The organism is Luteibacter anthropi, from assembly GCF_011759365.1.
Lineage (GTDB): Bacteria > Pseudomonadota > Gammaproteobacteria > Xanthomonadales > Rhodanobacteraceae > Luteibacter > Luteibacter anthropi.
Genome location: NZ_JAARLZ010000008.1, coordinates 1 through 20,883 on the forward strand (window position 1 = coordinate 1; position 20,883 = coordinate 20,883).

The window sequence follows — 20,883 nt, forward strand, 5'->3', positions numbered from 1 at the left end:
CGAAAACCCATCGCACCGCACTGGGTTCCTGCTTTCGCAGGAACGACGTGAGGGATAGGCAGGGGGGGCAAGCGTCACAGCTCGTCGTTCCAGCGAAAGCTGGAACCCAGCGCCCCGGTTCACCAGCAAGCACGACCACGCATCATCGGCTCTTGTGCAGGGTAGCCTCAGGCGAAAACCCATCGCCCCGCACTGGGTTCCTGCTTTCGCAGGAACCACGGGATTCAGTCGTTTGCCGAGCCGTCTGCGAATGCGTAGACGTGGTCTGCCCAGCCGGCAGCCTCGTGGTAGATCGAGGCCATGGTCTGCAGGTGCTGTGCGTCCAGTTCGTTCTCGCCTTCCAGTTCGCCCTGTTCCCAGTGACGGATCTGGTCGAGCAGCGGAGCGAACGGGCCGACGCCTTCCAGCAGTGCCTCGCGGATTTCCAATGCGAGCGGAAGGTGTTCCAGCACGTAGGCCATCGACACGTTCATCAGCGTGTCGAGCAGCGAGAACAGGCCGGCGGTAAAGGCCATTTCCTGCAACTCGGGCTTCACGCTGCGGGCCAGCTTCTCGCACATGTGCGCGCGGATGAGGGCCAGGCGCAGCAGCTCCGGCGGACGTTCGTCCATGCCCGACACGGCCATGGTGAAGATCCAGTTGCGCATGCGGTTCACGCCGAAGAACACGGCCGCCTGTTCCACCGACTTCAGCTGGCGGGGCAGGGCGAAATAGGCCGAGTTCACGCAACCCAGCAGCTTGTAGCTGAGGATGGCATCGTCGCGCACGATCTTGCCCAGTTCTACCGGGCCGTTGTTTTCATCCTGCAGCGCACCCATGAGGCGCAGCACGCCCAGCTTGCTCGGCGTGAGACGGGGCATGTCCACGCGCTCGGGGCGCAGCAGGTATTTGCCCTGGAAGCCGTCGACATCCTGGTCGGCATAGTCGATGAAGGTCTCGTGCGTATCGATGCCGGTGACGATCACCTTGACGCCGAACGCATGCACGTAATCCATGTGCGCCCGGGCCGCGACGGGGTGTCGATGATCCACTGCCACCTTGGCGAACTGCACGATGCGCAGCAGTGCATCCACGCCTGCACGGCGCTCGGGATCGACCGGAAGGTTGAAGTCTTCCAGCATGAACAGGCAGCCCTGGCTTTTCAGCTCGCGCAGGCGGGTGAGCAGCTGGTCGTCGAGGCCGACGTCGGCACTGATGCTGGCGCCCATGCGCGCGTTGTGCCGCAGGATGTCGGCGTGCGAAAGCAGCAGATCGCGCGACATATGCAGGAACGCGCGATTGTCGCGCACCAGTCGCTTGAGGCTGCCATCGGCGATGGCGCTCAGCGTGGCCTGGGTGTGCGCATGCGCGGCGGCATCGATGTCACTGCCGGCGGGGCGCGGGAAAATAAGCTCGTAGGCGAACAACGCCTGCTTGCGGTCGAGGATCGGGATACGAACGATGGGAAGGATTCCGTCGTCGTTCACCGCGTTCGGCTGGGGGTTCGCTGCCATGGATCTGGGTCGTGCGCCGTTCGGTGAGTGCTTGACGGAAAGATTATCCCTGATTCGGCGACATCAAACCTGTGCAAGCGTCGCGGAACGGAGTTTTATCCGTGCGGCCCCGTCGGGACCGTAGGTGGCACCACCCTGGGCGTCGCCGGAAATCAGCGCGAGCGCCTGGCGCACCTGGCCGATGCGCTGGCCGACGATGCGGCCGTTGACTTCATTCATCCGCCGGCATTCGAGCAGGCGGTCGATGGTATGCGACCAGCGTGGATCGTTGAGCGAGTCGACGTTGGCGGCATCGCTCAGGTGGCGGCGCTCGACGTCGAGTTTCTCGATGCGATCCAGCGAATGGCTCTTCGCACGACCGGCGACTTCAAGCGACGGCGCATCGCCCTGGTCCAGCGCCATGCGCTCGTCCACCAGGGTAGCGTGCAGCGTGTCCACTTCATGGGCAAGTTCGTCCATGACGGCGCGCAGGGCTGCGTCGAAGTCGGAGGCGTGCGAGTCGGTCATACCTTGCCGCCGAGCTGGCCTTCCATCGAAAGAAACTTGCTGGCGATCGCCTGGGCGTCGGGCTTGTAGGTGCCGTCGGCCAGCTTGGCGCGGATGGCGTCCACCTTGGCGGTGTCGATGCCGTCACCGCGGCTGGCGGCGTCGAGCGCCTTGGCCGAGTCGGTGATCTTCACGCTGTCGTCGCTGGGACGGACCGCCGTGGAGCCCTGTGCCTGGCCAGCCGAGCCTGCCTGGGCATTCTGCGAACGCAGCTGCACCGGGGGCTGTTGTGGCTGGAGACCGGGTTTGATGGTGTTGGTCATGGGTATTTCCTCGGAACGGGTGTCCTTCGAATGGCTTATCGGCGATCCGGAGGCAAACTTTAACGGGGCTCAGGCGGTGAAGTGTGACGGAATTGGGATTTCGTTCATGGCAGGACGGTGACGACCCCCGGCCCACGGACCACGGCATCGAGCACCTTGCCGGACGAGGCGTTACGCACCCGCAGGCGCGCTCCGGCATCCCCGGCACCCATGGCCACGCCTTCGGCGCGGATGGTCACCCCATCGACATTGGCCTCCATGCTCACCGCATCGCCCACGCGCACGGCCTGGCGGCCGGCGAGCATGCCGGGGGTGAGTACGGTGCCTGCATTCAACGGGCGGGCCAGCGCGCGGCCGTCCACCTGGTCGAGGCCGGCGATATAGCCGTAGGCCAGGCTGGCAACATCTCGCTCTTCGCTATGCACGTCGCTGGCACCGATGCCGTCGCCCCGAGTCAGAGGGCGGCTGGTGACCAGCACGTTGGTGAACATCTTTACCTTGACCGGCACGCGCACCGTCCAGCCACCGGGCACGGGGCAATGCACGATGACGCTGACCCGTGCGCCCAGCGGACGATTGCCGGGCAGCGACGCCTGGAGCGGGGCGGCGCAATCGGCCAGTCGCAGGCGGCTGTCGAGAGAATCCGCCTCGGCCGTCATGCGCGCACCGGGCAGCGTACGGTTGTTCTGTAGCCAGGACACCGCCGTCGAGCGCACCGCTTCCTGCGTCGTCGCCAGCGCGTCCTGCGCGCAGCACAGGACGACGAGGGCGGCGATGGCGCTGGCCGGGCGGCTGGACATCAGGCGGCACGCTCCGCGAGCGCCGACGACAGTCCCTGCACGATGGCATCCAGCTCGCGGGTGAGGTTGGGCAGCATGTGCGAAGCGTCGGCGTGACGGCCCTCACCGAGGGTCAGGGCGTACTGGGAGGCCAGCGCGGAGAAGCGCTCGCCCGCCGCGCGCACCGGATCGGCCGACGCGTCACCGCGACGCGAGCGCAGCTGGTCGATGCAGCGTATCAGCGGGGTGGTGTCGAGCCAGCGACGGTCGAGACCAGCCGGATCGCGGGCCGATAGTTCCAGCGCGTAGCGCAGGCCCTGGCTGGCTTCGCGGATCATCTGGCTCAGCGTGGCGACGTCCAGCTCGCCTTCGGTTTCAAGGCGTGACAGCCCCAGTCGATGCGCCAGCACGGCGGAGCGTGCGGCGGCGTCGGCCTGGCGGCGCGCTTCGTTGGAGGTGCGGTTGAGGCCGGACTGCGCGGCCTGCACGCCACCGATCCGTTCCTGCAGGTTGCCCATGCCGTCGCGTGCCGCATCCAGGCTTTCGCGGGCAGAGCGCACGGCACCGTCCACGCGGCCCAGCGAGGCCTGCATGCCGGCGATGCCGGACTGGGTCTGTTCGAGGCGACGCAGGCTGTTCTGCACGGCCTCGTCGAGCTGGCCGGAGAATTCGCCCACGGCCCGGGTCACGTCGTCGATCTCGGCGGTGGCCTGGGTGGTCTTCTCGGCCAGTTGCTTGACCTCGTCGGCCACCACGGCGAAACCACGGCCGGCTTCACCGGCGCGGGCGGCTTCGATGGCGGCATTCAGAGCCACGAGGTTGGTCTGGTGCGCGATGTCCTGCACCGAGGCCGTCAGCTTGCGGATGGCGGTGAAGTATTCGGAGAACTGGGCGTGGTTGCGGCTCATGCCCGACAGGGCGCTGCGCAGCAGGCGCAGCTGGCCATCGAGTTCGCCGGCGGTGGACTGGCCCTGGTTGCCGGCATCGGTCATGCCGTTGATGCCGGAGCGCGCCTGGTCGATCGCCGTCGAAATCCTGGCGCCGGCCTCCGTCAAACGACCGGCGGCATCGCGGGCGCCTTCCACCGCGCCACCGAGGTCTTGCAGCGTGACGCCCAGCGCCTGGGCGCTGGTGAGCACCATGCCCTGCTGCTCGATGGCCTGGATGGTGGTGGCTGGTGCGGTACGCGGTTCCGCGGGCTTCAGCAGGGCCCCCAGGGCGTTGGCGGCGGCCGGATATTGCGCCGCCAGCGCACGCACGCGCGCGGCATCGCCGCTGGCGGCGGCCTGGGCAAGAAGGCGGACGTGCTGACTCCAGAGCAGGGACATAGTGGTTCGCTTTTCCATAGGACGCCCACTACATCGGTCGCGGGCCTTCGGACTTGAGTCAAGCAATACCCGTGCCATCCCCCCCCCCCTGTAGGAGCGCGCCTCGCGCGCGACCGATTCCAGCGGTGAGGCATGCCCCTGTCGCGCACAGGGGGAGGCAGGTATTGGCGAGCGTGCATGGCCCGGCCTCAGCCGGTCGCGCGCAATGCGCGCTCCTACAGGTAAAGAACGGCCGGCACCGGCCGATACGGATCTGACCCCATCGAACGTCACCTGCACTCCATGGCCCGACCGCTCCTCGACACCGTCGAAACCTTTACCCGCCTCGCGGGCCACAACCGCGTGGCCATGCTGCTGTTCCGGCTGGGTGACGGGCAGGCGTTCGGGATCAACGTGTTCAAGGTGCGCGAGGTGCTGCGCCGCCCGCGGCTGGAGCGCATGCCCAGCATGCACGCGCTGGTTTCGGGCAGCTTCGACTATCGCGGCCATACCATTCCCGTGATCGACCTGGCCGCCGCCATGGGCTATCCGCCGCTGGCCGCCGTGGACAGCGCACATCTCATCGTCACCGAGTTCAACCGCTCGGTGCAGGGCTTCCTGGTGTCCGACGTCGATCGCATCATCCATGTGGATGGTGCCCAGATGGCCGCCCCACCGCCGGCCCTGGGCTATGGCTCCCGCGTGAACGCCGTGACCCGCCTCGACGGCGACCTGATCGCCATCGTGGACGTGGAGCAGGTGCTGGCCAGCGTCGATCCGCGCACGGTGGAGATCTCCGAGCGGGTGCAGAAGGCGGCCCATGTCCACCTGGCGGGAAACCGTCGCCTGCTGGTGGTGGACGATTCACTCGTGGCCCGCACCCAGCTTGTGGACCTGTTTCGCAAGCTCGACCTGGAATGCATCGTGGCGAAGGACGGCAGCGAAGGCCTCGACCTGCTGCGCACGCTGGCGATGGGACCGGAGGCCGAGAAGGTCTCGCTCGTGGTGTCCGACATCGAGATGCCGTCGATGGATGGCTACGCCCTGACCCGTGCCATCCGCGAGGACGCCCAGCTGCGTCATCTGAAGGTGTTGCTGCATAGCTCGTTGAGCGGGGTGTTCAACGAGGCGATGGTGGCCCGCGTGGGCGCCGACCGCTTCATCGCCAAGTTCCAGCCCGACGTGCTGGCCTCGGCCGTGCTGGATTTGTTGCCGACCTGACGACGGGCCACCGTCGCCTGACGGGCGTCGGAATTCCGGCGCAAGTCCATCCTGTTCACCTGTAAACGGCGCTACGGCGCCGTTTTTCGTTCATGGCACGCCTCTTGCTGAAGCCCTCGGGCCAGGTCTAACGAGAGGGGCAGCGCCATGATCGACAACAAGGATCCGCTATTCGGCGTACACGCGCAGGCACTGGGCGTGTTCCAGCGCCGTGCCGAGGTCATTTCATCGAACCTCGCCAACGCCGACACCCCGGGGTTCCTCGCCCGCGACCTCGATTTCCGCAAGGTGCTGAGCGCCGCCACGGGAGCGGAGGACGGCGATCGCCTGTCGATGAGCGCCACCTCGGACGGCCATATCGGTGGCAACTCCGCCTTCGCGATGAACGAGGCGAACAAGCTCGCCTACCGCGTGGAGACCCAGCCGACCATGGATGGCAACACCGTGGACACCCAGGTGGAGCAGGCGCAGTTCGCCAGCAACGCCATCCATTACCAGGCATCCCTCAGTTTCATCACGGGGCAGATCCACGCCATGCGCCTCGCCATCACAGGATCCAGCTCATGAGCCTGCTCAATATCTTCGACGTCGCCGGTTCCGGCATGGCTGCGCAGTCGGCGCGGCTCAACACCACCGCCAGCAACATGGCCAACGCGGACAGCGTGTCCAGCAGCGAGGCCACGGCCTACCGCGCGAAGCAGCCGATGTTTTCGGCCGTGCAGCAGCAGGTCAACGGGCAGATGGAAAACGCGGGCGTGCGCGCGATGGGCGTCACCGAAAGCCAGGCCCCCGTGCAGTCGCGCTACGAGCCTGCCAACCCGATGGCCGACACCAACGGCTATGTCTATTCGAGCAACGTCAATCCGGTCGACGAGCTGGTCAACATGATCTCCGCGTCGCGTTCCTACCAGAACAACGTCGAAGTCATGAACAGCGCCAAGCAGCTCATGCAGAAAACGCTGGACCTGGGCAAATAAGAGGTAACCAGTCATGGTCGATGCGGTCAGCGGCAACAACAGCTACGGCTCCAATCAGTCGTCTTCCAACCAGCTCCAGCAGCAGACGCTGTCGCAGTCGGATTTCCTGAAGCTCATGGTCACGCAGATGACCAACCAGGATCCGACCAAGCCGATGGATTCCACGCAGATGGTGGCGCAGATGGCGCAGTTCTCCCAGGTGGCCGCCACCCAGGAGCTGCAGCAGTCCTTCGACAGCCTGTCGAAGAACCTCACGGGCGACCAGTTCGTGCGTGCATCGGCGCTGGTGGGCCATCAGGTGATCGTGCCCTCCACGGCGGGCAAGCTCACGAACAAGGAAATGGATGGCGCCGTCAACGTGCCCAACTCGGGCACCTACGTGAACGTGCAGATCAAGGACAGCGCCGGCAACGTCGTGCGCACCATTTCCCTCGGCCAGCCGGATGCGGGCCTGGCCCAGTTCAGCTGGGACGGCAAGTCCGACGACGGCACGCAGCTGCCGGACGGCGTGTACCAGATGTCCGCGACTTCCGGCGGCAACGCGATCGATACCTTCGTTCGCGGAAAGGTGGAAGGCGTCGGTGCTTCGGGCACCGACGGTACGTACGTGCAGGTGGCCGGCTTCGGCGGTGCCCTGCTCAGCCAGATCGCACAAGTCCTGTAAGTACAGCGAGGAAATCCACCATGCCATTCGATATCGCCCTAAGCGGCATCAACGCGGCGTCCACCGACCTGGAAGTCACCGCGAACAACATCGCCAACGTCAGCACCGTGGGCTACAAGGGCTCGCGCGCCGAGTTCTCGCAGGTCTACTCGGTGGCCGGCGAAAACCTCTCGGCCACGGCCGCCGGCAGCGGCGTGCGCGTGACCAACATCGCCCAGCAGTTCGGCGACGGCGCCCTGACCCAGACCGGCAACTCCTACGATTTCGCCCTGAGTGGTGCAGGCTTCTTCACGCTGCACGACGGTTCGGGCTATTCGTATTCGCGCGCCGGCAACTTCCACCCGGACGACAACGGCAACATCGTCAACGCCACGGGCCAGAACGTGCAGGTGTATCCGCCTACCGCCGGCGGCACCTTCGACATCTCCACGCTCACCGATCTCAAGATCACCACCGGTGCGTCGCCGGCCAAGGCCAGCGCGAACATCGGCATCACCGCCAACCTGCAGTCCAGCGCCACGGCGCCGACCGGCGGTGCGTTCGATCCGAAGAACAACGCCACGTACAACAATTTCTCGACCTTCCAGGCCTACGACTCGCTGGGCGCGACGCATACCGTCAACGTCTACTACGTGAAGGACGCCACCAATCCGAACACGTGGGCTGCCCACATGACCGTGGACGGTACCGAGGTGGGTACGGCACAGCAGATGGTATTCAGCGCAGGTGGCGCAATCACCACGCCGGCCGGTGGCAAGCTCAATTTCGGTGCCGTGTCGCCGAACCCGGGCGCGGCGCCGATCAACCTCACGCTGGACATGAGCAAGGTCACCCAGTTCGGCGACCAGTTCGCGACCACGGCCATCAGCAACGATGGCAATGCGGCCGGCAAGTTCTCCAAGATCGACGTCGCGAAGGACGGCACGGTCAACGCCATCTACTCCAACGGCGCCACCATTCCGCTGGGCCAGCTGGCGATCGCCACCTTCTCGAACAACCAGGGCCTGCGCCAGCTCAACGACACCAACTGGGTGCCGTCGGCGGAATCGGGCCAGCCGATCCGTGGTGTGGCCAACTCCGGTGATGTGGGCCAGGTGCAGTCCGGCCAGCTCGAATCGTCGAACACGGCGGACCTCACGGCCCAGCTGGTGAACATGATCAAGGCGCAGCGCAACTACCAGGCGAACGCGCAGGTCATCTCCACCGACGACAAGCTCACCCAGACCATCATCAACATCCGCAACTAAGCCGGCGGCCCGGGTGCGGAGTGATCCGCGCCCGGGCCCCACCCGTCCAGCAGGGAATCCGCCATGGATCGTTCCGTCTACGTCGCGATGACCGGTGCCACGCAGATCATGCGTGCCCAGGCCGAAGTGGCGCATAACCTCGCCAACGCCAACACCACGGGCTTCAAGGCCGAATTGTCGGCTTTCCAGAGCATGCCGGTGCAGGGCGACGGCTTGCAGACGCGCATCAACGGCGTGGCCCAGGGCATGGGCTGGGACACTACTGGCGGCACGCAGAGTGCCACCGGCAATGACCTGGACATCTCCGTGCAGGGCAACGGCTGGATCGCGGTGCAAGGCCCGGACGGCAACGAAGGCTATACGCGTGCGGGCAACCTGCGCATCGATGCCGACGGTTTGTTGACGGATGCCCGTGGCAATGCCGTCATGGGCGGTGGTGGTCCGATCTCGATTCCGCAGGCTTCCAGTGTGCGGATCGGCACGGACGGCACGATTTCGGTGGTGCCGCTCGGCGATACGCCGGCCGCGGTTGCCACCACGGACCGGATCAAGCTGGTGAACCCCGGCAACGACCAGCTGAGCTACGGCAGCGACGGCCTGATGCACATGAAAGACGGCAGCACGGCACCTGCCGATGCCGATGTGCGCGTGGTGTCCGGCGCGCTGGAAGCCAGCAACGTCAACCCTTCCGAGGTGCTGGTGAAGATGATTTCGCTCTCGCGCGAATTCGAAATGCAGGTGCGTTCCATCAAAACTGCCGACGACAACGCCCAGTCGGCATCGAAATTGCTTCAGGTGGGGTAACCACCGTCGCGCGACGCAAAACCGTCGCCGGCATGTAAAGCGCGGATGCGCAGGAGTCAGCCATGCTCACGTCCCTCTGGATTGCCAAGACCGGCCTCGATGCGCAGCAGACGCGCATGGATGTCGTCTCCAACAACCTGGCCAATACCAACACCACGGCCTTCAAGCGTACGCGCGCCGAGTTCGAGGACCTGGCCTACCAGAACCGCGGCCAGGCCGGTGCGCAGACGACGGAACAGACCCAGTCGCCGACCGGCTTCATGATCGGCACCGGTGTGCGCGTGGTCGGCACCCAGAAGATGTTCGAGCAGGGTGGTTCGCAACAGACCGACAACCCGTTCGATATCCGCATCGACGGCCGCGGCTTCCTGCAGGTGACCCTGCCGGACGGCACCGTCGGTTACTCGCGCGATGGTTCGCTCAAGCGCGACCCCAACGGCCAGCTCGTCACCAACGACGGCTACCCCATCGAGCCGGCGATCACGCTGCCGCCCAATGCCAGCAGCATGACCATCGGCAAGGACGGCACCGTCAGCGTCGTGGTGCCGGGTTCGGCCACGCCGCAGACGCTGGGCCAGATCCAGCTCGCCGATTTCGTGAACCCCGCCGGCCTGGAGCCGCGTGGCGACAACCTTTACCTGGAAACGGCCGCCAGCGGCGCGCCGCAGACCGGTACCGCCGGCCTCAACGGCCTCGGCACCATCGCACAGAACTCCCTGGAAACCTCGAACGTGAACGTCGTCGAGGAAATGGTGAACATGATCGAGACCCAGCGCGCCTACGAGATGAATTCGAAGGCGATTTCGGCGTCCGACCAGATGCTCCAGTTCATCACCCAGAAGACCTGATGAGCAACGTCATGAAGAACCGTTTCGCCCGCATTCTCGTCGCCGCGCTGCCGCTGGCCGTGCTCTCCGGTTGCGGCATGGTGCCGCCTACGCCCAAGCCGATGTACACGGCCACCTTGCCCGTCGATCCGGCGGTGCCCGCGCAGCCCACCGGCTCGATCTATGCCGACCAGCAGTCGATGGAATTGTTCGCCGACCCGCGCGCGCATCGCGTCGGCGACATCCTGACCATTACCCTCGTGGAAGCGACGCAGGCCAGCAAGAAGGCCGCGACCAGCACGAACAAGAAGAACGGCAACACACTCACCTCGCCGACCCTGCTCGGCCAGGGCCTGCGCATCGGTGGCAAGACGGCCGACAGCTCGCTGTCCAGCAGCAATGCTTTTGCAGGTGACGGTTCGTCGACGCAGAGCAACCAGCTCTCGGGCCTGATCACCGTCACCGTCGCACAGCGCCTGTCCAACGGCGCACTGATCGTGCGCGGCGAGAAGTGGCTCACCATCAACCAGGGCGAAGAGCTGGTGCGTGTGTCGGGCATCGTGCGTCCGCAGGACATCGGCTCGGACAACACCGTGCCGTCCAGCCGCGTGGCCGATGCGCGTATCGAATACGTGGGCAAGGGCACGCTGGCCGACTCCAATACGCGTGGCTGGCTGTCGCGCTTCTTCGATTCGAAGTGGATGCCGTACTGATGAACGCCGTGACCTCCCGCCTGCGTGCCATCGTGCGCACCGCCATCGCAGTGCTGGTGCTTGGCGCCATCCTGCCGGTGCATGCCGATCGCATCCGCGACCTGGCCCAGGTCGGCGGCGTGCGCAGCAACCAGCTGGTGGGCTATGGCCTGGTCGTGGGCCTGGACGGCAGTGGCGACCAGACCAGCCAGGCACCGTTCACCACGCAAAGCATCGAGAACATGCTGCAGCAGTTCGGCGTGAACGTGCCGGCGAACGTGCGTCCGCAGCTGAAGAATGCCGCGGCCGTCACCATTACCGCCGAACTGCCGCCGTTCGCCAAGCCGGGCCAGCGGATCGACGTCACCGTGGCTTCCATCGGCAATGCCAAGAGCATCCGTGGCGGCGAACTGCTGATGTCGCCGCTCAAGGGTGCCGATGGCCAGATCTACGCCATCGCTCAGGGGAGCGTCGTCGTTGGCGGCGTCAGCGCGCAGGGCCGTAGCGGCTCCAGCGTGCAGGTGAACATCTCCGCCAGCGGCCGCATTCCCGGTGGCGCTTCCATCGAACGCAGCGTCGCCACGTCCTTCGACAAGGGCGGCGACATCATGCTGAACCTCAACACGGCCGACTTCACCACGGCTGCGCGCATTGCCGAGGCGGTCAACCGCAACTTCGGTTCGGGCACCGCCAATGCGGTGGATTCCGGCTCGGTGGCTGTCCGCGCACCGATGGACCCGTCGCAGCGTGTGTCATGGCTGTCCACGATCCAGGCGCTCGATGTCACGCCGGGCGATGCACCCGCGCGCGTCATCGTGAATTCGCGCACCGGTACGGTGGTGATCGGTTCGGACGTGAAGGTCGGTGCCGCCGCCGTGGCCCATGGTTCCATCCAGGTCACCATCAGCGAGCAGCCCCAGGTGAGCCAGCCGGGCGCGTTCAGCCGGGGCCAGACCGCCGTGGTGCCCAGCAGCCAGGTTGCCGTGAGCGAGGATGGCGGCCATATGTTCAAGTTCGGTCCGGGCACCAGCCTGGATGCGATCGTGCGTGCCGTGAACCAGGTCGGCGCGTCACCCAGCGACCTGATTTCCATCCTCCAGGCGCTGAAGGAATCCGGCGCGCTGCGTGCCGAACTGGTGGTGATCTGATATGGCCGCCGCCTTCGACCCGCAGAGCGTCTATACCAACCTGTCCTCGCTGGGCGGATTGCGTACGGCCGCGCAGCAGGACTCGAAGGCCGCCTTGCCTGCGGTCGCCAAGCAGTTCGAATCGATCTTCACCCAGATGATGCTGAAGTCCATGCGCGACGCCAGTAAGTCGATGGGCGACGACATCATGGGTTCGCAGGCCGGTGATGCCTATCGCGACATGTTCGACCACCAGCTGTCGCTGACCCTGTCGCAGGGCAAGGGCATCGGTATCGCCGACATGCTGGTACGCCAGCTGGGTGGCCTGACCAAGGGTAAGGGTGGTTCCAACGACGACATGTTTGCCGATGTGTCGGGCAGCGCCACCACGGCACAGGCCATTTCGTCGCCGTCCGATCGCGACAGCGGCCTCATGGATTCGCTCGAAGCCATGCTGAGCAATGCCGGCAAGGTGGTGGGTGCCGGTGCCAACGCAGTGGCCGACGCCGTGGGCAAGATGAACATCGAAGGCCCCGAAGATTTCGTGCGCAAGTTCGCGCCGCATGCCATCGAGGCCGCGCGCAAGCTCGGCGTATCGGTGCGCGCCCTGCTGGCGCAGGCCGCGCTCGAAACCGGCTGGGGCAAGCACATGCCGGTGCAGGGTGCGACGGCAAGCAACAACATGTTCGGCATCAAGGCCGGCAGCAGCTGGGATGGCCGCCGCGTCAACGTGCCGACGCTGGAATACGAAAACGGCATGGCCGTGCGCAAGAAGGACAGCTTCCGCGCCTACGACACGCCGGCCGATTCGTTCAGTGATTACGCCGACATGGTGTCCACCAGCCCGCGCTATGCGCAGGCGGTGGGCCGTGGCGACGATATCGCGGGCTTCGCGAACGCGCTCACCAAGGGTGGTTACGCCACCGATCCGAGCTATGCGCAGAAGCTGGTGGATATCGCCAATGGTCCGGTGATGAAGCAGGCGCTGGCCGCGCTCAGTCACATCGCCGACCAGTTGTAACGACTTACGGGCCAACGAAACGCAACGGGATACAGAGGGTAACGACGATGGCCGATTTACTTTCCACCGGCGTGTCCGGGCTGCTTGCTTCGCAGGTAGGCCTCGCGACCGTCGGCCATAACATCACCAACTCCAATACCAGCGGCTATACGCGGCAGACCACGTCGTTCAACGCGCGTGCGCCGCAGTACTACGGCAACATGTACATCGGCCAGGGTGCCGATGCGGTGTCGGTGCAGCGATCCTATAGCCAGTTTCTCACCCAGCAGGTCTGGGGCGCCACGTCGGGGCAGAGCAGGGCGGCGACCTACGCCAGCCTCACCGCCTCGGTGAACAATGCCGTGAGCGGCTCGGCCAACCTGCAAAGTGCGCTGGACAACTTCTTCGGCGCCGTGAGCGACGTGGCGAATGCCCCCACCGATACGGCCAGCCGACAGGCGCTGATCGGCAAGGCCAACTCGCTGGTCTCGACGTTCCGTTCGCTGTCGTCGCAATTCCAGCAGATCGACAAGCAGACCAACCAGCAGATCAGCAGTGGCGTCGATGACGTCAACTCCCTGTCGAAGAGCATCGCCGACCTCAACGGGCAGATCCAGAAGGCCTATTCAGGTGGCGCTGTTCCCAACGACCTGCTGGACGCGCGCGACCAGGCGATCACCAAGCTCTCCGGCATCGTCGGCGTGAGCGTGACCCAGAGCAGCGATCACACGGTGACGGTTTCCATCGGCAACGGCCAGCCACTGGTCAGCGGCACCAGCTTTACCCAGCTGTCCACCGCGCCCAACCAGTACGATTCCTCGCGCCTGGAGATCCTGGGCGAGGGTGGGGCGGTGATCAGCACGCAGCTGGGCTCCGGCTCGCTCGGTGCGGCCATCGACTTTCGTACCAATGTGCTCGACCCGGCGCGCAACCAGCTCGGTCGTGCGGCCATCGCGATGGAGAGCGCGTTCAACAAGCAGCATGCCCAGGGCATCGACCTCAACGGCAACCCGGGCGGCGATTTCTTCTCCATCGGCGATCCGTCGGTGTACAACAGCACCTCGAACAAGGGCAATGCGCAGGTCGCAGCCACCGTGTCCGACGTGAGCAAGCTGGGCAGCTCCGATTACATCATGCGTTACGACGGTACGAAGTGGTCGGTGACCACCACGGCTGGCGTCACGGTGCCCTCCACCGGTACGGGTACGTCGGCCGATCCCATCGTCATCGACGGGCTGAAGATCACCATCCCCAGCGGCACGCCGCAGGCAGGCGACAGCTTCCAGATCCAGCCCACCCGCAACGCCGCCTCGTCCATCGGCGTGGCGATCAGCGATACCAACAAGATCGCGGCGTCCGGCCCGCTCAGTGCGGCCAAGGGTTCCAGCAATACGGGCTCGGGCAAGCTGGGCAACCTCACGGTGACCAATAACGCCGACCCCAACTTCAATAAGCCGGTATCGATCGTGTTCACCTCGCCGACGACCTATACGGTCGACGGCGGCGCGCCGCAGAACTATACCGACCCGACGACGATCACCGGCAACGGCTGGACCCTAAAGCTCACGGGGGCCCCTGCCGCTAACGATACGTTCAATGTGAAACCTGCCACCTCCGGCAGCGGTGACAACGGCAACGCGCTCGCCATGGCGGACGTGGCCAACAAGGGTGTGCTCGACAATGGCGTAACCACGGTCGGCAAGTCCTACAGCCAGCTGATCTCCCAGGTGGGCACGGCCGGTTCGGCGGCGAACACCGCGCAGGATGCGCAGCAGACGATCCTGGACAACGCCACGTCGGCGCAGCAGAACCTGTCGGGTGTGAACCTGGACGAGGAAGCGGCTAACCTGATCCGTTTCCAGCAGGCGTATGCGGCCTCGGCGCAGGTGATCAACGCGGCGAACACGATTTTCGATTCCCTTCTTTCCGCGGTGCGAGGCTGATCATGCGTATCTCGACTTCATGGGGGCAGCAGCAGGCCGTCAACGCCATGCTGGATCGCCAGTACCAGCTCTCGCAGACCCAGCTTTCGCTCGGCAACGGCAAGGCCATCCAGTCGCCATCGGACAATCCGTCGGCGGCCGCGCGCGCCGTGGACGTCTCGTCGGCCTCCGCGCAGAACGACCAGTACACTCGCAATATCCAGTCGGCGAACAACCGCCTGGGTACCGAGGAGCAGGCGCTGGACTCGGCCAACAACATCCTGGATCGCATCCGCACGCTGACCCTGCAAGGCATGAATGCCCCGCAGACCGACGAATCGCGCAAGTCCATCGCGGCCGAACTGCGGCAGAACCTGCAGGCGCTGGTCGGACTGGCCAACACGAAAGATGGGCAGGGCGAATACATCTTCGGCGGCACGCGCACCGGTTCGCAGCCCTTTACGATCAGCGATCTCAGTGTCAGCTATGGCGGCGACCAGGGGCAACGCATGGTCGCCGCGGGGCCGGGTATGCAGGTTGCCACGGGTGACGACGGCAACTCTGTCTTCATGTCGATCAAGGGCGGCAACGGTACCTTCGTGACGACGGCGAATGCGGCCAATACGGGCAGTGCCGTAGTAGGCAGCACGTCGGTCACCGATGTGTCTGCCTGGGACGGAAAGAACTACACGGTCAACTTCACGTCGCCCACCACGTATGAAATCCACGATCCTGCCAACCCGACGGGGCCCGCGATTTCCACGGGTACGTATTCAGGTGACAGCGGCACCATTCAGTTCAAGGGCGTGCAGCTCAACATCACCGGCACGCCGGCTACCGGCGACTCGTTCTCGGTGACGCCCTCGTCGTCGCAGGATGTGTTCTCGACCGTGGCCGGCATCATCAATGCGCTGGAAGCACCGGGCGGCGGCCCGGCCATGAATAACCAGCTCAACGGGCAGCTCATGAGCCTGGACCAGGCCAAGGGCAACTTCATGAACACGATCACCCAGATCGGTGCGCGCATGAACGTGCTCGACCAGCAGACGTCCATCGGTGCCGATACCAGCCTGCAATACCAGAGCACGCTGTCCGACCTGACCGAACTGGATTATGCGAGCGCGGCAAGCAAGTTCAGCCAGCAACAGGTAGCGCTGGATGCGGCGCAGCAGGCTTATGTGAAGCTGCAGAACCTGACCCTGTTCAATTACCTCAAATAATCGCTTTATTGAGGATGCAACGAATAAAGGGCGGCCTGTCGGGCCGCCCTTTTTGGTTATCTGAGTCATGGGCCAGATAAACCTGCCGGAAATCGTGAAAATTCCCCTAAACCCGGGCGGGGAGGTGCCGATACACCCTCTGACAGCGGCTGGGCGGGGCAATCCTGCTGGGGCCCGGTCAACAGGAAGTGGATTCACTGGCAGAAAAAAGTCCTCAAGTTTCTTCCCGGCCTGCCGTAAACCTCTTTGAGGCGGAAGGCTCCACCAACGGAACCCCGCCGGACTACGCCGCATCTTTCCGGCATTTCGGTTCCGCTTAAATCAGGATCACATCCCATGTCTCTGACCATCAACACCAACATCATGTCGTTGACCGCTCAGCGCAACCTCGGCACGTCGCAGTCCAAGCTGTCGTCGGCCATCGAGCGTCTGTCGTCGGGCAACCGCATCAACAGCGCGAAGGACGACGCCGCCGGCCTCGCCATTGCCACGCGCTTCACCACCCAGATCAACGGCCTGAACCAGGCAGTCCGCAACGCCAACGACGGTATCTCGCTGTCGCAGACCACTGAATCGGCGCTGGACGAAGTTACCAACAACCTGCAGCGCATCCGCGAACTGGCCGTCCAGTCGACCAACGCGTCGAACTCGGATACCGACCGCGCCGCGCTCGACGCCGAAGTGCAGCAGCGTCTGTCGGAAGTGACCCGTATCGCCACGCAGACCAACTTCAACGGCATGAAGGTGCTCGACGGTTCGGCCCAGAACCTCAGCTTCCAGGTCGGTGCCAACACCGGTGAAACCATCGGTGTGAACCTGAACACCGGCATGAAGGCCAACCAGATCGGCCAGCTCGCCACCGGTTCGATCGCTGCCCCGGCCACCTTCGGCCTCGCCGTCGCCGCTGGCGACCTGACCGTCACGGTCGGCACCGGTACCGCCGTCAGCGTTGCCGCCGGCAACTACACCAGCGTCGGCGATCTGGCCACGGCCATCAACAAGGCCGCCGGTGCGAACGTCGCCACGGTGAACAACTCCACGGGCGAACTGGCTCTCACGGGTGGCACCCAGGCCCTGGCCTTCGGTGGCGCGGCTGCCACGACCCTCGGCCTGCCGGCCACGGTCGCCGCCAATGCCACCGGCGCGTCGACCGCTGCCGTGTCCTCGACCAGCACCAACCTGGCCGCTGGCGACCTGTCCTTCACGGTCGGCACCAACACGGTCAGCATCACCGGTTCGTTCAAGTCCATGCAGGACGTGGCCGACGCGATCAACTCGCAGTCGACCAAGGGCATCAATGCCTACGTGAAGCAGGACGGCTCGCTGGCCTTCGCTTCGTCCCAGGCCATCACGGTCAACGCCAAGGCAGGTTCTGCCGCGGTGACGAAGTTCGGCCTGACCGCCGGCTCGACCAGCGTCGCGGTCTCGACCGCCACCACGCTGGCCAACTCGGACGTCAAGACGGTGGACGACGCCAACGCCACGATCAACCGCATCGATGCTGCCCTGCAGTCGGTCTCGGGCCTCCGTTCGCAGCTCGGCGCGGTGCAGAACCGCTTCGACTCGACGATCTCGAACCTGCAGAACATCTCGCAGAACCTGACCTCCTCGAAGTCCGCCATCATGGACGCCGACATGGCCCAGGAAACGGCGAACATGTCCCAGGCGCAGATCCTGCAGCAGGCCGGCGTGTCGGTGCTCGCTACCGCCAACCAGAGCCAGCAGATCATCACCAAGCTGCTCGGCTAAGCCCGGTAGCACGGCCACCCCGGATATTCCCGGGGTTGGCAGGGTAATTGCTTAATTGTGGGCGGCGGGCTTCCGGAAGGGGTCCGCCGTCGACAAATTGGCGCCCCGGGCAGTGAGGCGTCTTCAACGGAGAAGCCTCATGGCCACCAACAGCAGCAACGGCGTCAACCTGGGTTCCAGCTCCATTGACGTTCCAACGATCGTCAGTAACCTGGTCAACCTCAAGAAAGCTGCGCCACAGAAGGCGCTTGATGCCAAGACGTCGGACAACACCACCAAGATTTCAGCGGTCGGCAATTTCAACTCAGCGCTGATTTCCCTGCAGAACGCGCTCAAGGGCTTTACCGACGGCAGCGCATTCAACTCGCAGAAGATCACCATCGGTGACAACACGGTGCTGACTGCCAGTGCCGACGCCACGGCCAAGCCTGGCAATTTCAATATCAATGTTACCCAGCTGGCGGTTGCTCAGAAGACGACGTCCCAGGCGTATGCCAGTTCCAAGTCCGCCGTGGGTACCGGCAATCTCACGATCGCGGTCGGCAGCAAGTCGATGTCGTTCAGCCTCGACGGCACGAACAACACGCTGCAGAACGTTGCCGACAAGATCAACAACGCCAAGGACAATCCGGGCGTCACTGCGGCGGTGATCAACGGCTCTGACGGCGCCCACCTGGTGCTGACCTCGAGTGCCACGGGTGCGGCGAATGCCTTCACGGTGACCTCAAGTGGCGGCGACGGCAACCTGGCCGCGCTGAACTTCAATCCCGCCACCGATGCCGCCAAGGCCACGACCCAGGCGCAGGACGCGAAGTTCACCATCGACAACACCCCGGCCACCAGCGCCTCCAACACGGTGACCAGCGCCATCAGCGGCGTGACCCTCACCCTGGCGAAGACCGGCCCCAGCTCCGTGACCCTGGCCAACGATCCGTCGACGGTCACTTCGCAGATGACCAGCCTGGTCAACGCGTACAACTCGTTCATCGGCACGTACCAGACGCTGACGAAGTACGATCCGACCAACCAGCAGGTGGGCGCGCTGATCGGCGACGCCACGGTGTCGTCCATCAAGTCGCAGATCTCGAACCTGATCGGCCAGCGCGTGCCCGGCAACGGCTCGGTCGGTTCGCTCAGCGACCTGGGCGTGTCCTTCCAGGTCGATGGCACGCTCAAGCTCGACTCCACCAAGCTCACCAATGCGCTCACGAACAACCCCACGGGCGTGCAGAGCCTGTTGAGCGGCGCGAACGGTATCGGCCCGTCGCTGGACAAGATGATCACCAGCTGGACCGGTTCCAACGGCATCGTCACCCAGCGCATCGCCAACCTGAACCAGACCAAGAAGGACCTGGCCGACCAGCAGACCGCGCTGGACAGCCAGATGTCCGATTACTCCGATCGCCTGACCAAGCAGTACACCGCGCTGGACACCCTGATGACCAAGCTGCAGAGCACCAGCAGCTACATCGCGCAGCAGTTCACCGCGCTTACCAAGTCCAGCTGATCGCATCGAGGACGCAATCACCATGTCTTACGGTTATTCCCGCGGCGCTGGCGCTTACCAGCAGGTGCATATCCAGGGCGGCGTCGAGAACGCCGATCCCCATGGACTGGTCACGATGCTCATGGACGGCGCGCTGGAACGCATCCGCTTCGCGGGTGGCTGCATGGCGACCGGCAACATCGCAGGCAAGGGCGAGGCCATCTCCAAGGCGATCGAAATCGTCGGTGCCTTGCAGTCGGGCCTCAATCCCGAGATGGACACGCCGCTGGTCGAGCAGCTGAACAACCTCTACGACTACATGAGCCGTCGCCTGCTGCACGCCAACCTGCATAACGATCAGTCGGCACTCGATGAAGTGTCCCGCCTGATCGGGCAGATCCGCGAGACCTGGGTGGCGATTCCCGTCGAGGCCCGCCAGGTCGCCGGTGGCACGCCATGAACGACGTGGCCTGCTGCGATATCCACCGCGTGCTCGAACTGACCGAATCCATGCACGAGGCGGCCAGTGAATCGCGCTGGGATGAAATGACCTCGCTCGAAGCCGAGCGCGATACCGTGCTGCATGCCGGCCCCATGCGCCAGGCACCGGAAACGGTCGAGGCGCTGAAGTCCATCATGCTGCTGGATACCCTGATTACCGACCTGGTGTCCGCCGCCCGGGACGAGGCCGCTGCCGCGTGGGACGCGCATCGCCGCTCGCGCCAGGCCGTGGCCGCGTATAGTTCGCTCTGAAGCGGACACCTGGGCGGGAGGGGCGAATGGGCGAGGAAAGCTGGCAGGCATTTTCCGATCGTGTCGCGTGGGATGCACGGTTCCACGCCATCTGCGATATCGCGGCCCGTCCCGATCCGGCCGAGCTGGCGCTGATCAACGACCGCAACACCAGCGTGCTGGTGGCGGTGTCGGCGCTGATGGAGCGCCGCACCGAGACGGGCGAGGAAGACAGCCCCCTGAGCCAGGAAGTGGGCCGGCTCGACGCCAAGCTCAACGTACTCATGGAAATCGTCAACCGGCTGCTGCTGCCGCAGTCGGGCCTGCCGTCACGGTTGTCGCTGCGCTTCAACGCCATCGGCGCCGTACTGCCGTGGGACGGCCTGCCCCCCGTAGGGCAGGGCGTGATGTTGCGACTGCACTTCGATGCCTGCCGTGCGCTGCCGCTGGAACTTCCGGGCGTACGCCTGCCGGGTCCGTCGGATGGTCGTGGGTTCATAGGATTCGAAGGTTTGTCCGAGGCCGTCCGCGACGGCATCGAGCGCCTGGTGTTCCGCCAGCACCGCCGCCAGGTGGCCGAGGCCAGGGCCCAGTCCCGCCCCGCCGACACACCGGAATCCCTGTAGGAGCGCGCCTTGCGCGCGACCGGGTCATACCGCGATCTACAAGGCTTTGTGAGCCATCGACGTGACGTTTCTGCCGGTCGCGCGCAAGGCGCGCTCCTGCAGGTGACCTTTTACGTCACGTGTCGGCAAAACGTCGCATGGCCTCCTGCGTCACATTCGTGACGCGTGTCGTCAGCATTGACGCGAGCGCGCCCCGGCGCG

Annotated in this window: 22 protein-coding genes; 17 read left to right on the forward strand and 5 right to left on the reverse strand. The window is 65.0% G+C overall.

What is annotated here, in order from left to right; all coding sequences use genetic code 11:
- Positions 1-224: 224 nt before the first annotated feature.
- From HBF25_RS14650 to HBF25_RS14670, 5 genes are all read right to left on the reverse strand, one after another.
- Positions 225-1,493 (reverse strand): EAL and HDOD domain-containing protein, encoded by a 1,269-nt coding sequence (locus HBF25_RS14650; RefSeq protein ID WP_166949686.1) that lies wholly within the window; start codon positions 1,491-1,493, stop codon positions 225-227.
- Positions 1,494-1,556: 63 nt separating this feature from the next.
- A complete protein-coding gene (locus HBF25_RS14655) occupies positions 1,557-2,000 on the reverse strand; it encodes a flagella synthesis protein FlgN (protein ID WP_166949688.1) in 444 nt (147 codons plus the stop codon).
- Complete coding sequence (gene flgM / locus HBF25_RS14660; RefSeq protein ID WP_166949689.1) at positions 1,997-2,302, reverse strand: flagellar biosynthesis anti-sigma factor FlgM; 306 nt, start codon at positions 2,300-2,302, stop codon at positions 1,997-1,999. The genes HBF25_RS14655 and flgM overlap by 4 nt, the downstream gene beginning before the upstream one ends.
- Before the next feature lie 104 nt (positions 2,303-2,406).
- Positions 2,407-3,102 carry a flagellar basal body P-ring formation chaperone FlgA gene (gene flgA / locus HBF25_RS14665; RefSeq protein WP_166949690.1) on the reverse strand — a complete coding sequence of 232 codons (696 nt, stop codon included), beginning with the start codon at positions 3,100-3,102 and terminating at the stop codon, positions 2,407-2,409.
- Positions 3,102-4,409 carry a methyl-accepting chemotaxis protein gene (locus tag HBF25_RS14670; protein WP_243853252.1) on the reverse strand — a complete coding sequence of 436 codons (1,308 nt, stop codon included), beginning with the start codon at positions 4,407-4,409 and terminating at the stop codon, positions 3,102-3,104. Before HBF25_RS14670 ends, flgA begins: the two co-directional genes overlap by 1 nt.
- Before the next feature lie 282 nt (positions 4,410-4,691).
- Here HBF25_RS14670 and HBF25_RS14675 point away from each other — a divergent pair, with 282 nt between their 5' ends.
- The 17 genes from HBF25_RS14675 (at position 4,692) to HBF25_RS14755 (ending at position 20,682) form a co-directional block, all read left to right on the forward strand.
- Positions 4,692-5,609: a chemotaxis protein gene (locus tag HBF25_RS14675; protein WP_166949693.1), complete on the forward strand. Its 918-nt coding sequence runs from the start codon at positions 4,692-4,694 to the stop codon at positions 5,607-5,609.
- 147 nt (positions 5,610-5,756) lie between these two features.
- Entirely contained in the window at positions 5,757-6,176 is a 420-nt protein-coding gene (gene flgB, locus HBF25_RS14680; RefSeq protein WP_166949694.1) for a flagellar basal body rod protein FlgB, read from the forward strand.
- Entirely contained in the window at positions 6,173-6,586 is a 414-nt protein-coding gene (gene flgC / locus HBF25_RS14685) for a flagellar basal body rod protein FlgC (RefSeq protein WP_166949696.1), read from the forward strand. Before flgB ends, flgC begins: the two co-directional genes overlap by 4 nt.
- Positions 6,587-6,599: 13 nt before the next feature.
- Entirely contained in the window at positions 6,600-7,250 is a 651-nt protein-coding gene (locus HBF25_RS14690) for a flagellar hook assembly protein FlgD (protein ID WP_166949698.1), read from the forward strand.
- Positions 7,251-7,270: 20 nt separating this feature from the next.
- Positions 7,271-8,497, forward strand: a complete 1,227-nt coding sequence (gene flgE / locus HBF25_RS14695) for a flagellar hook protein FlgE (protein ID WP_166949699.1) — start codon at positions 7,271-7,273, stop codon at positions 8,495-8,497.
- 63 nt (positions 8,498-8,560) lie between these two features.
- Entirely contained in the window at positions 8,561-9,301 is a 741-nt protein-coding gene (flgF, locus tag HBF25_RS14700; protein WP_166949700.1) for a flagellar basal-body rod protein FlgF, read from the forward strand.
- A gap of 62 nt (positions 9,302-9,363) precedes the next feature.
- A complete protein-coding gene (flgG, locus tag HBF25_RS14705; protein WP_166949702.1) occupies positions 9,364-10,149 on the forward strand; it encodes a flagellar basal-body rod protein FlgG in 786 nt (261 codons plus the stop codon).
- Positions 10,149-10,841 (forward strand): flagellar basal body L-ring protein FlgH, encoded by a 693-nt coding sequence (flgH, locus tag HBF25_RS14710; RefSeq protein ID WP_208392608.1) that lies wholly within the window; start codon positions 10,149-10,151, stop codon positions 10,839-10,841. Before flgG ends, flgH begins: the two co-directional genes overlap by 1 nt.
- A complete protein-coding gene (locus HBF25_RS14715; protein ID WP_166949704.1) occupies positions 10,841-11,968 on the forward strand; it encodes a flagellar basal body P-ring protein FlgI in 1,128 nt (375 codons plus the stop codon). The genes flgH and HBF25_RS14715 overlap by 1 nt, the downstream gene beginning before the upstream one ends.
- A gap of 1 nt (position 11,969) precedes the next feature.
- Positions 11,970-12,968, forward strand: a complete 999-nt coding sequence (gene flgJ, locus HBF25_RS14720) for a flagellar assembly peptidoglycan hydrolase FlgJ (protein ID WP_166949705.1) — start codon at positions 11,970-11,972, stop codon at positions 12,966-12,968.
- Positions 12,969-13,015: 47 nt separating this feature from the next.
- The gene (flgK, locus tag HBF25_RS14725) at positions 13,016-14,890 is read left to right on the forward strand and encodes a flagellar hook-associated protein FlgK (protein ID WP_166949707.1); all 1,875 of its coding nucleotides are present in this window, start codon (positions 13,016-13,018) and stop codon (positions 14,888-14,890) included.
- A 2-nt stretch (positions 14,891-14,892) separates the two neighbouring features.
- Entirely contained in the window at positions 14,893-16,089 is a 1,197-nt protein-coding gene (flgL, locus tag HBF25_RS14730) for a flagellar hook-associated protein FlgL (protein ID WP_166949708.1), read from the forward strand.
- Positions 16,090-16,425: 336 nt separating this feature from the next.
- Positions 16,426-17,838 (forward strand): flagellin N-terminal helical domain-containing protein, encoded by a 1,413-nt coding sequence (locus tag HBF25_RS14735; RefSeq protein ID WP_166949709.1) that lies wholly within the window; start codon positions 16,426-16,428, stop codon positions 17,836-17,838.
- Between the two features lie 139 nt (positions 17,839-17,977).
- The gene (gene fliD, locus HBF25_RS14740) at positions 17,978-19,345 is read left to right on the forward strand and encodes a flagellar filament capping protein FliD (RefSeq protein ID WP_166949710.1); all 1,368 of its coding nucleotides are present in this window, start codon (positions 17,978-17,980) and stop codon (positions 19,343-19,345) included.
- Between the two features lie 22 nt (positions 19,346-19,367).
- Positions 19,368-19,784 (forward strand): flagellar export chaperone FliS, encoded by a 417-nt coding sequence (gene fliS, locus HBF25_RS14745; protein WP_166949711.1) that lies wholly within the window; start codon positions 19,368-19,370, stop codon positions 19,782-19,784.
- Positions 19,781-20,077, forward strand: coding sequence for a flagellar protein FliT (fliT, locus tag HBF25_RS14750; protein WP_166949712.1), 297 nt, complete (start codon positions 19,781-19,783; stop codon positions 20,075-20,077). The genes fliS and fliT overlap by 4 nt, the downstream gene beginning before the upstream one ends.
- Before the next feature lie 26 nt (positions 20,078-20,103).
- Complete coding sequence (locus tag HBF25_RS14755; protein ID WP_166949713.1) at positions 20,104-20,682, forward strand: PilZ domain-containing protein; 579 nt, start codon at positions 20,104-20,106, stop codon at positions 20,680-20,682.
- The last annotated feature ends 201 nt before the right edge of the window (positions 20,683-20,883 follow it).

Bases quoted from the DNA above. Each gene is read 5' to 3' on its own strand.
- flgG (WP_166949702.1), top strand. From the start codon at position 9,364: ATGCTCACGTCCCTCTGGATTGCCAAGACCGGCCTCGATGCGCAGCAG.
- flgL (WP_166949708.1), top strand. From the start codon at position 14,893: ATGCGTATCTCGACTTCATGGGGGCAGCAGCAGGCCGTCAACGCCATG.
- HBF25_RS14715 (WP_166949704.1), top strand. From the start codon at position 10,841: ATGAACGCCGTGACCTCCCGCCTGCGTGCCATCGTGCGCACCGCCATC.
- flgH (WP_208392608.1), top strand. From the start codon at position 10,149: ATGAGCAACGTCATGAAGAACCGTTTCGCCCGCATTCTCGTCGCCGCG.
- HBF25_RS14670 (WP_243853252.1), bottom strand. From the start codon at position 4,409: ATGTCCCTGCTCTGGAGTCAGCACGTCCGCCTTCTTGCCCAGGCCGCC.
- flgA (WP_166949690.1), bottom strand. From the start codon at position 3,102: ATGTCCAGCCGCCCGGCCAGCGCCATCGCCGCCCTCGTCGTCCTGTGC.
- fliS (WP_166949711.1), top strand. From the start codon at position 19,368: ATGTCTTACGGTTATTCCCGCGGCGCTGGCGCTTACCAGCAGGTGCAT.
- HBF25_RS14655 (WP_166949688.1), bottom strand. From the start codon at position 2,000: ATGACCGACTCGCACGCCTCCGACTTCGACGCAGCCCTGCGCGCCGTC.
- HBF25_RS14650 (WP_166949686.1), bottom strand. From the start codon at position 1,493: ATGGCAGCGAACCCCCAGCCGAACGCGGTGAACGACGACGGAATCCTT.
- flgE (WP_166949699.1), top strand. From the start codon at position 7,271: ATGCCATTCGATATCGCCCTAAGCGGCATCAACGCGGCGTCCACCGAC.
- flgM (WP_166949689.1), bottom strand. From the start codon at position 2,302: ATGACCAACACCATCAAACCCGGTCTCCAGCCACAACAGCCCCCGGTG.
- flgF (WP_166949700.1), top strand. From the start codon at position 8,561: ATGGATCGTTCCGTCTACGTCGCGATGACCGGTGCCACGCAGATCATG.
- flgB (WP_166949694.1), top strand. From the start codon at position 5,757: ATGATCGACAACAAGGATCCGCTATTCGGCGTACACGCGCAGGCACTG.
- flgC (WP_166949696.1), top strand. From the start codon at position 6,173: ATGAGCCTGCTCAATATCTTCGACGTCGCCGGTTCCGGCATGGCTGCG.
- fliT (WP_166949712.1), top strand. From the start codon at position 19,781: ATGAACGACGTGGCCTGCTGCGATATCCACCGCGTGCTCGAACTGACC.
- flgJ (WP_166949705.1), top strand. From the start codon at position 11,970: ATGGCCGCCGCCTTCGACCCGCAGAGCGTCTATACCAACCTGTCCTCG.
- fliD (WP_166949710.1), top strand. From the start codon at position 17,978: ATGGCCACCAACAGCAGCAACGGCGTCAACCTGGGTTCCAGCTCCATT.
- HBF25_RS14675 (WP_166949693.1), top strand. From the start codon at position 4,692: ATGGCCCGACCGCTCCTCGACACCGTCGAAACCTTTACCCGCCTCGCG.
- HBF25_RS14690 (WP_166949698.1), top strand. From the start codon at position 6,600: ATGGTCGATGCGGTCAGCGGCAACAACAGCTACGGCTCCAATCAGTCG.
- HBF25_RS14755 (WP_166949713.1), top strand. From the start codon at position 20,104: ATGGGCGAGGAAAGCTGGCAGGCATTTTCCGATCGTGTCGCGTGGGAT.
- flgK (WP_166949707.1), top strand. From the start codon at position 13,016: ATGGCCGATTTACTTTCCACCGGCGTGTCCGGGCTGCTTGCTTCGCAG.
- HBF25_RS14735 (WP_166949709.1), top strand. From the start codon at position 16,426: ATGTCTCTGACCATCAACACCAACATCATGTCGTTGACCGCTCAGCGC.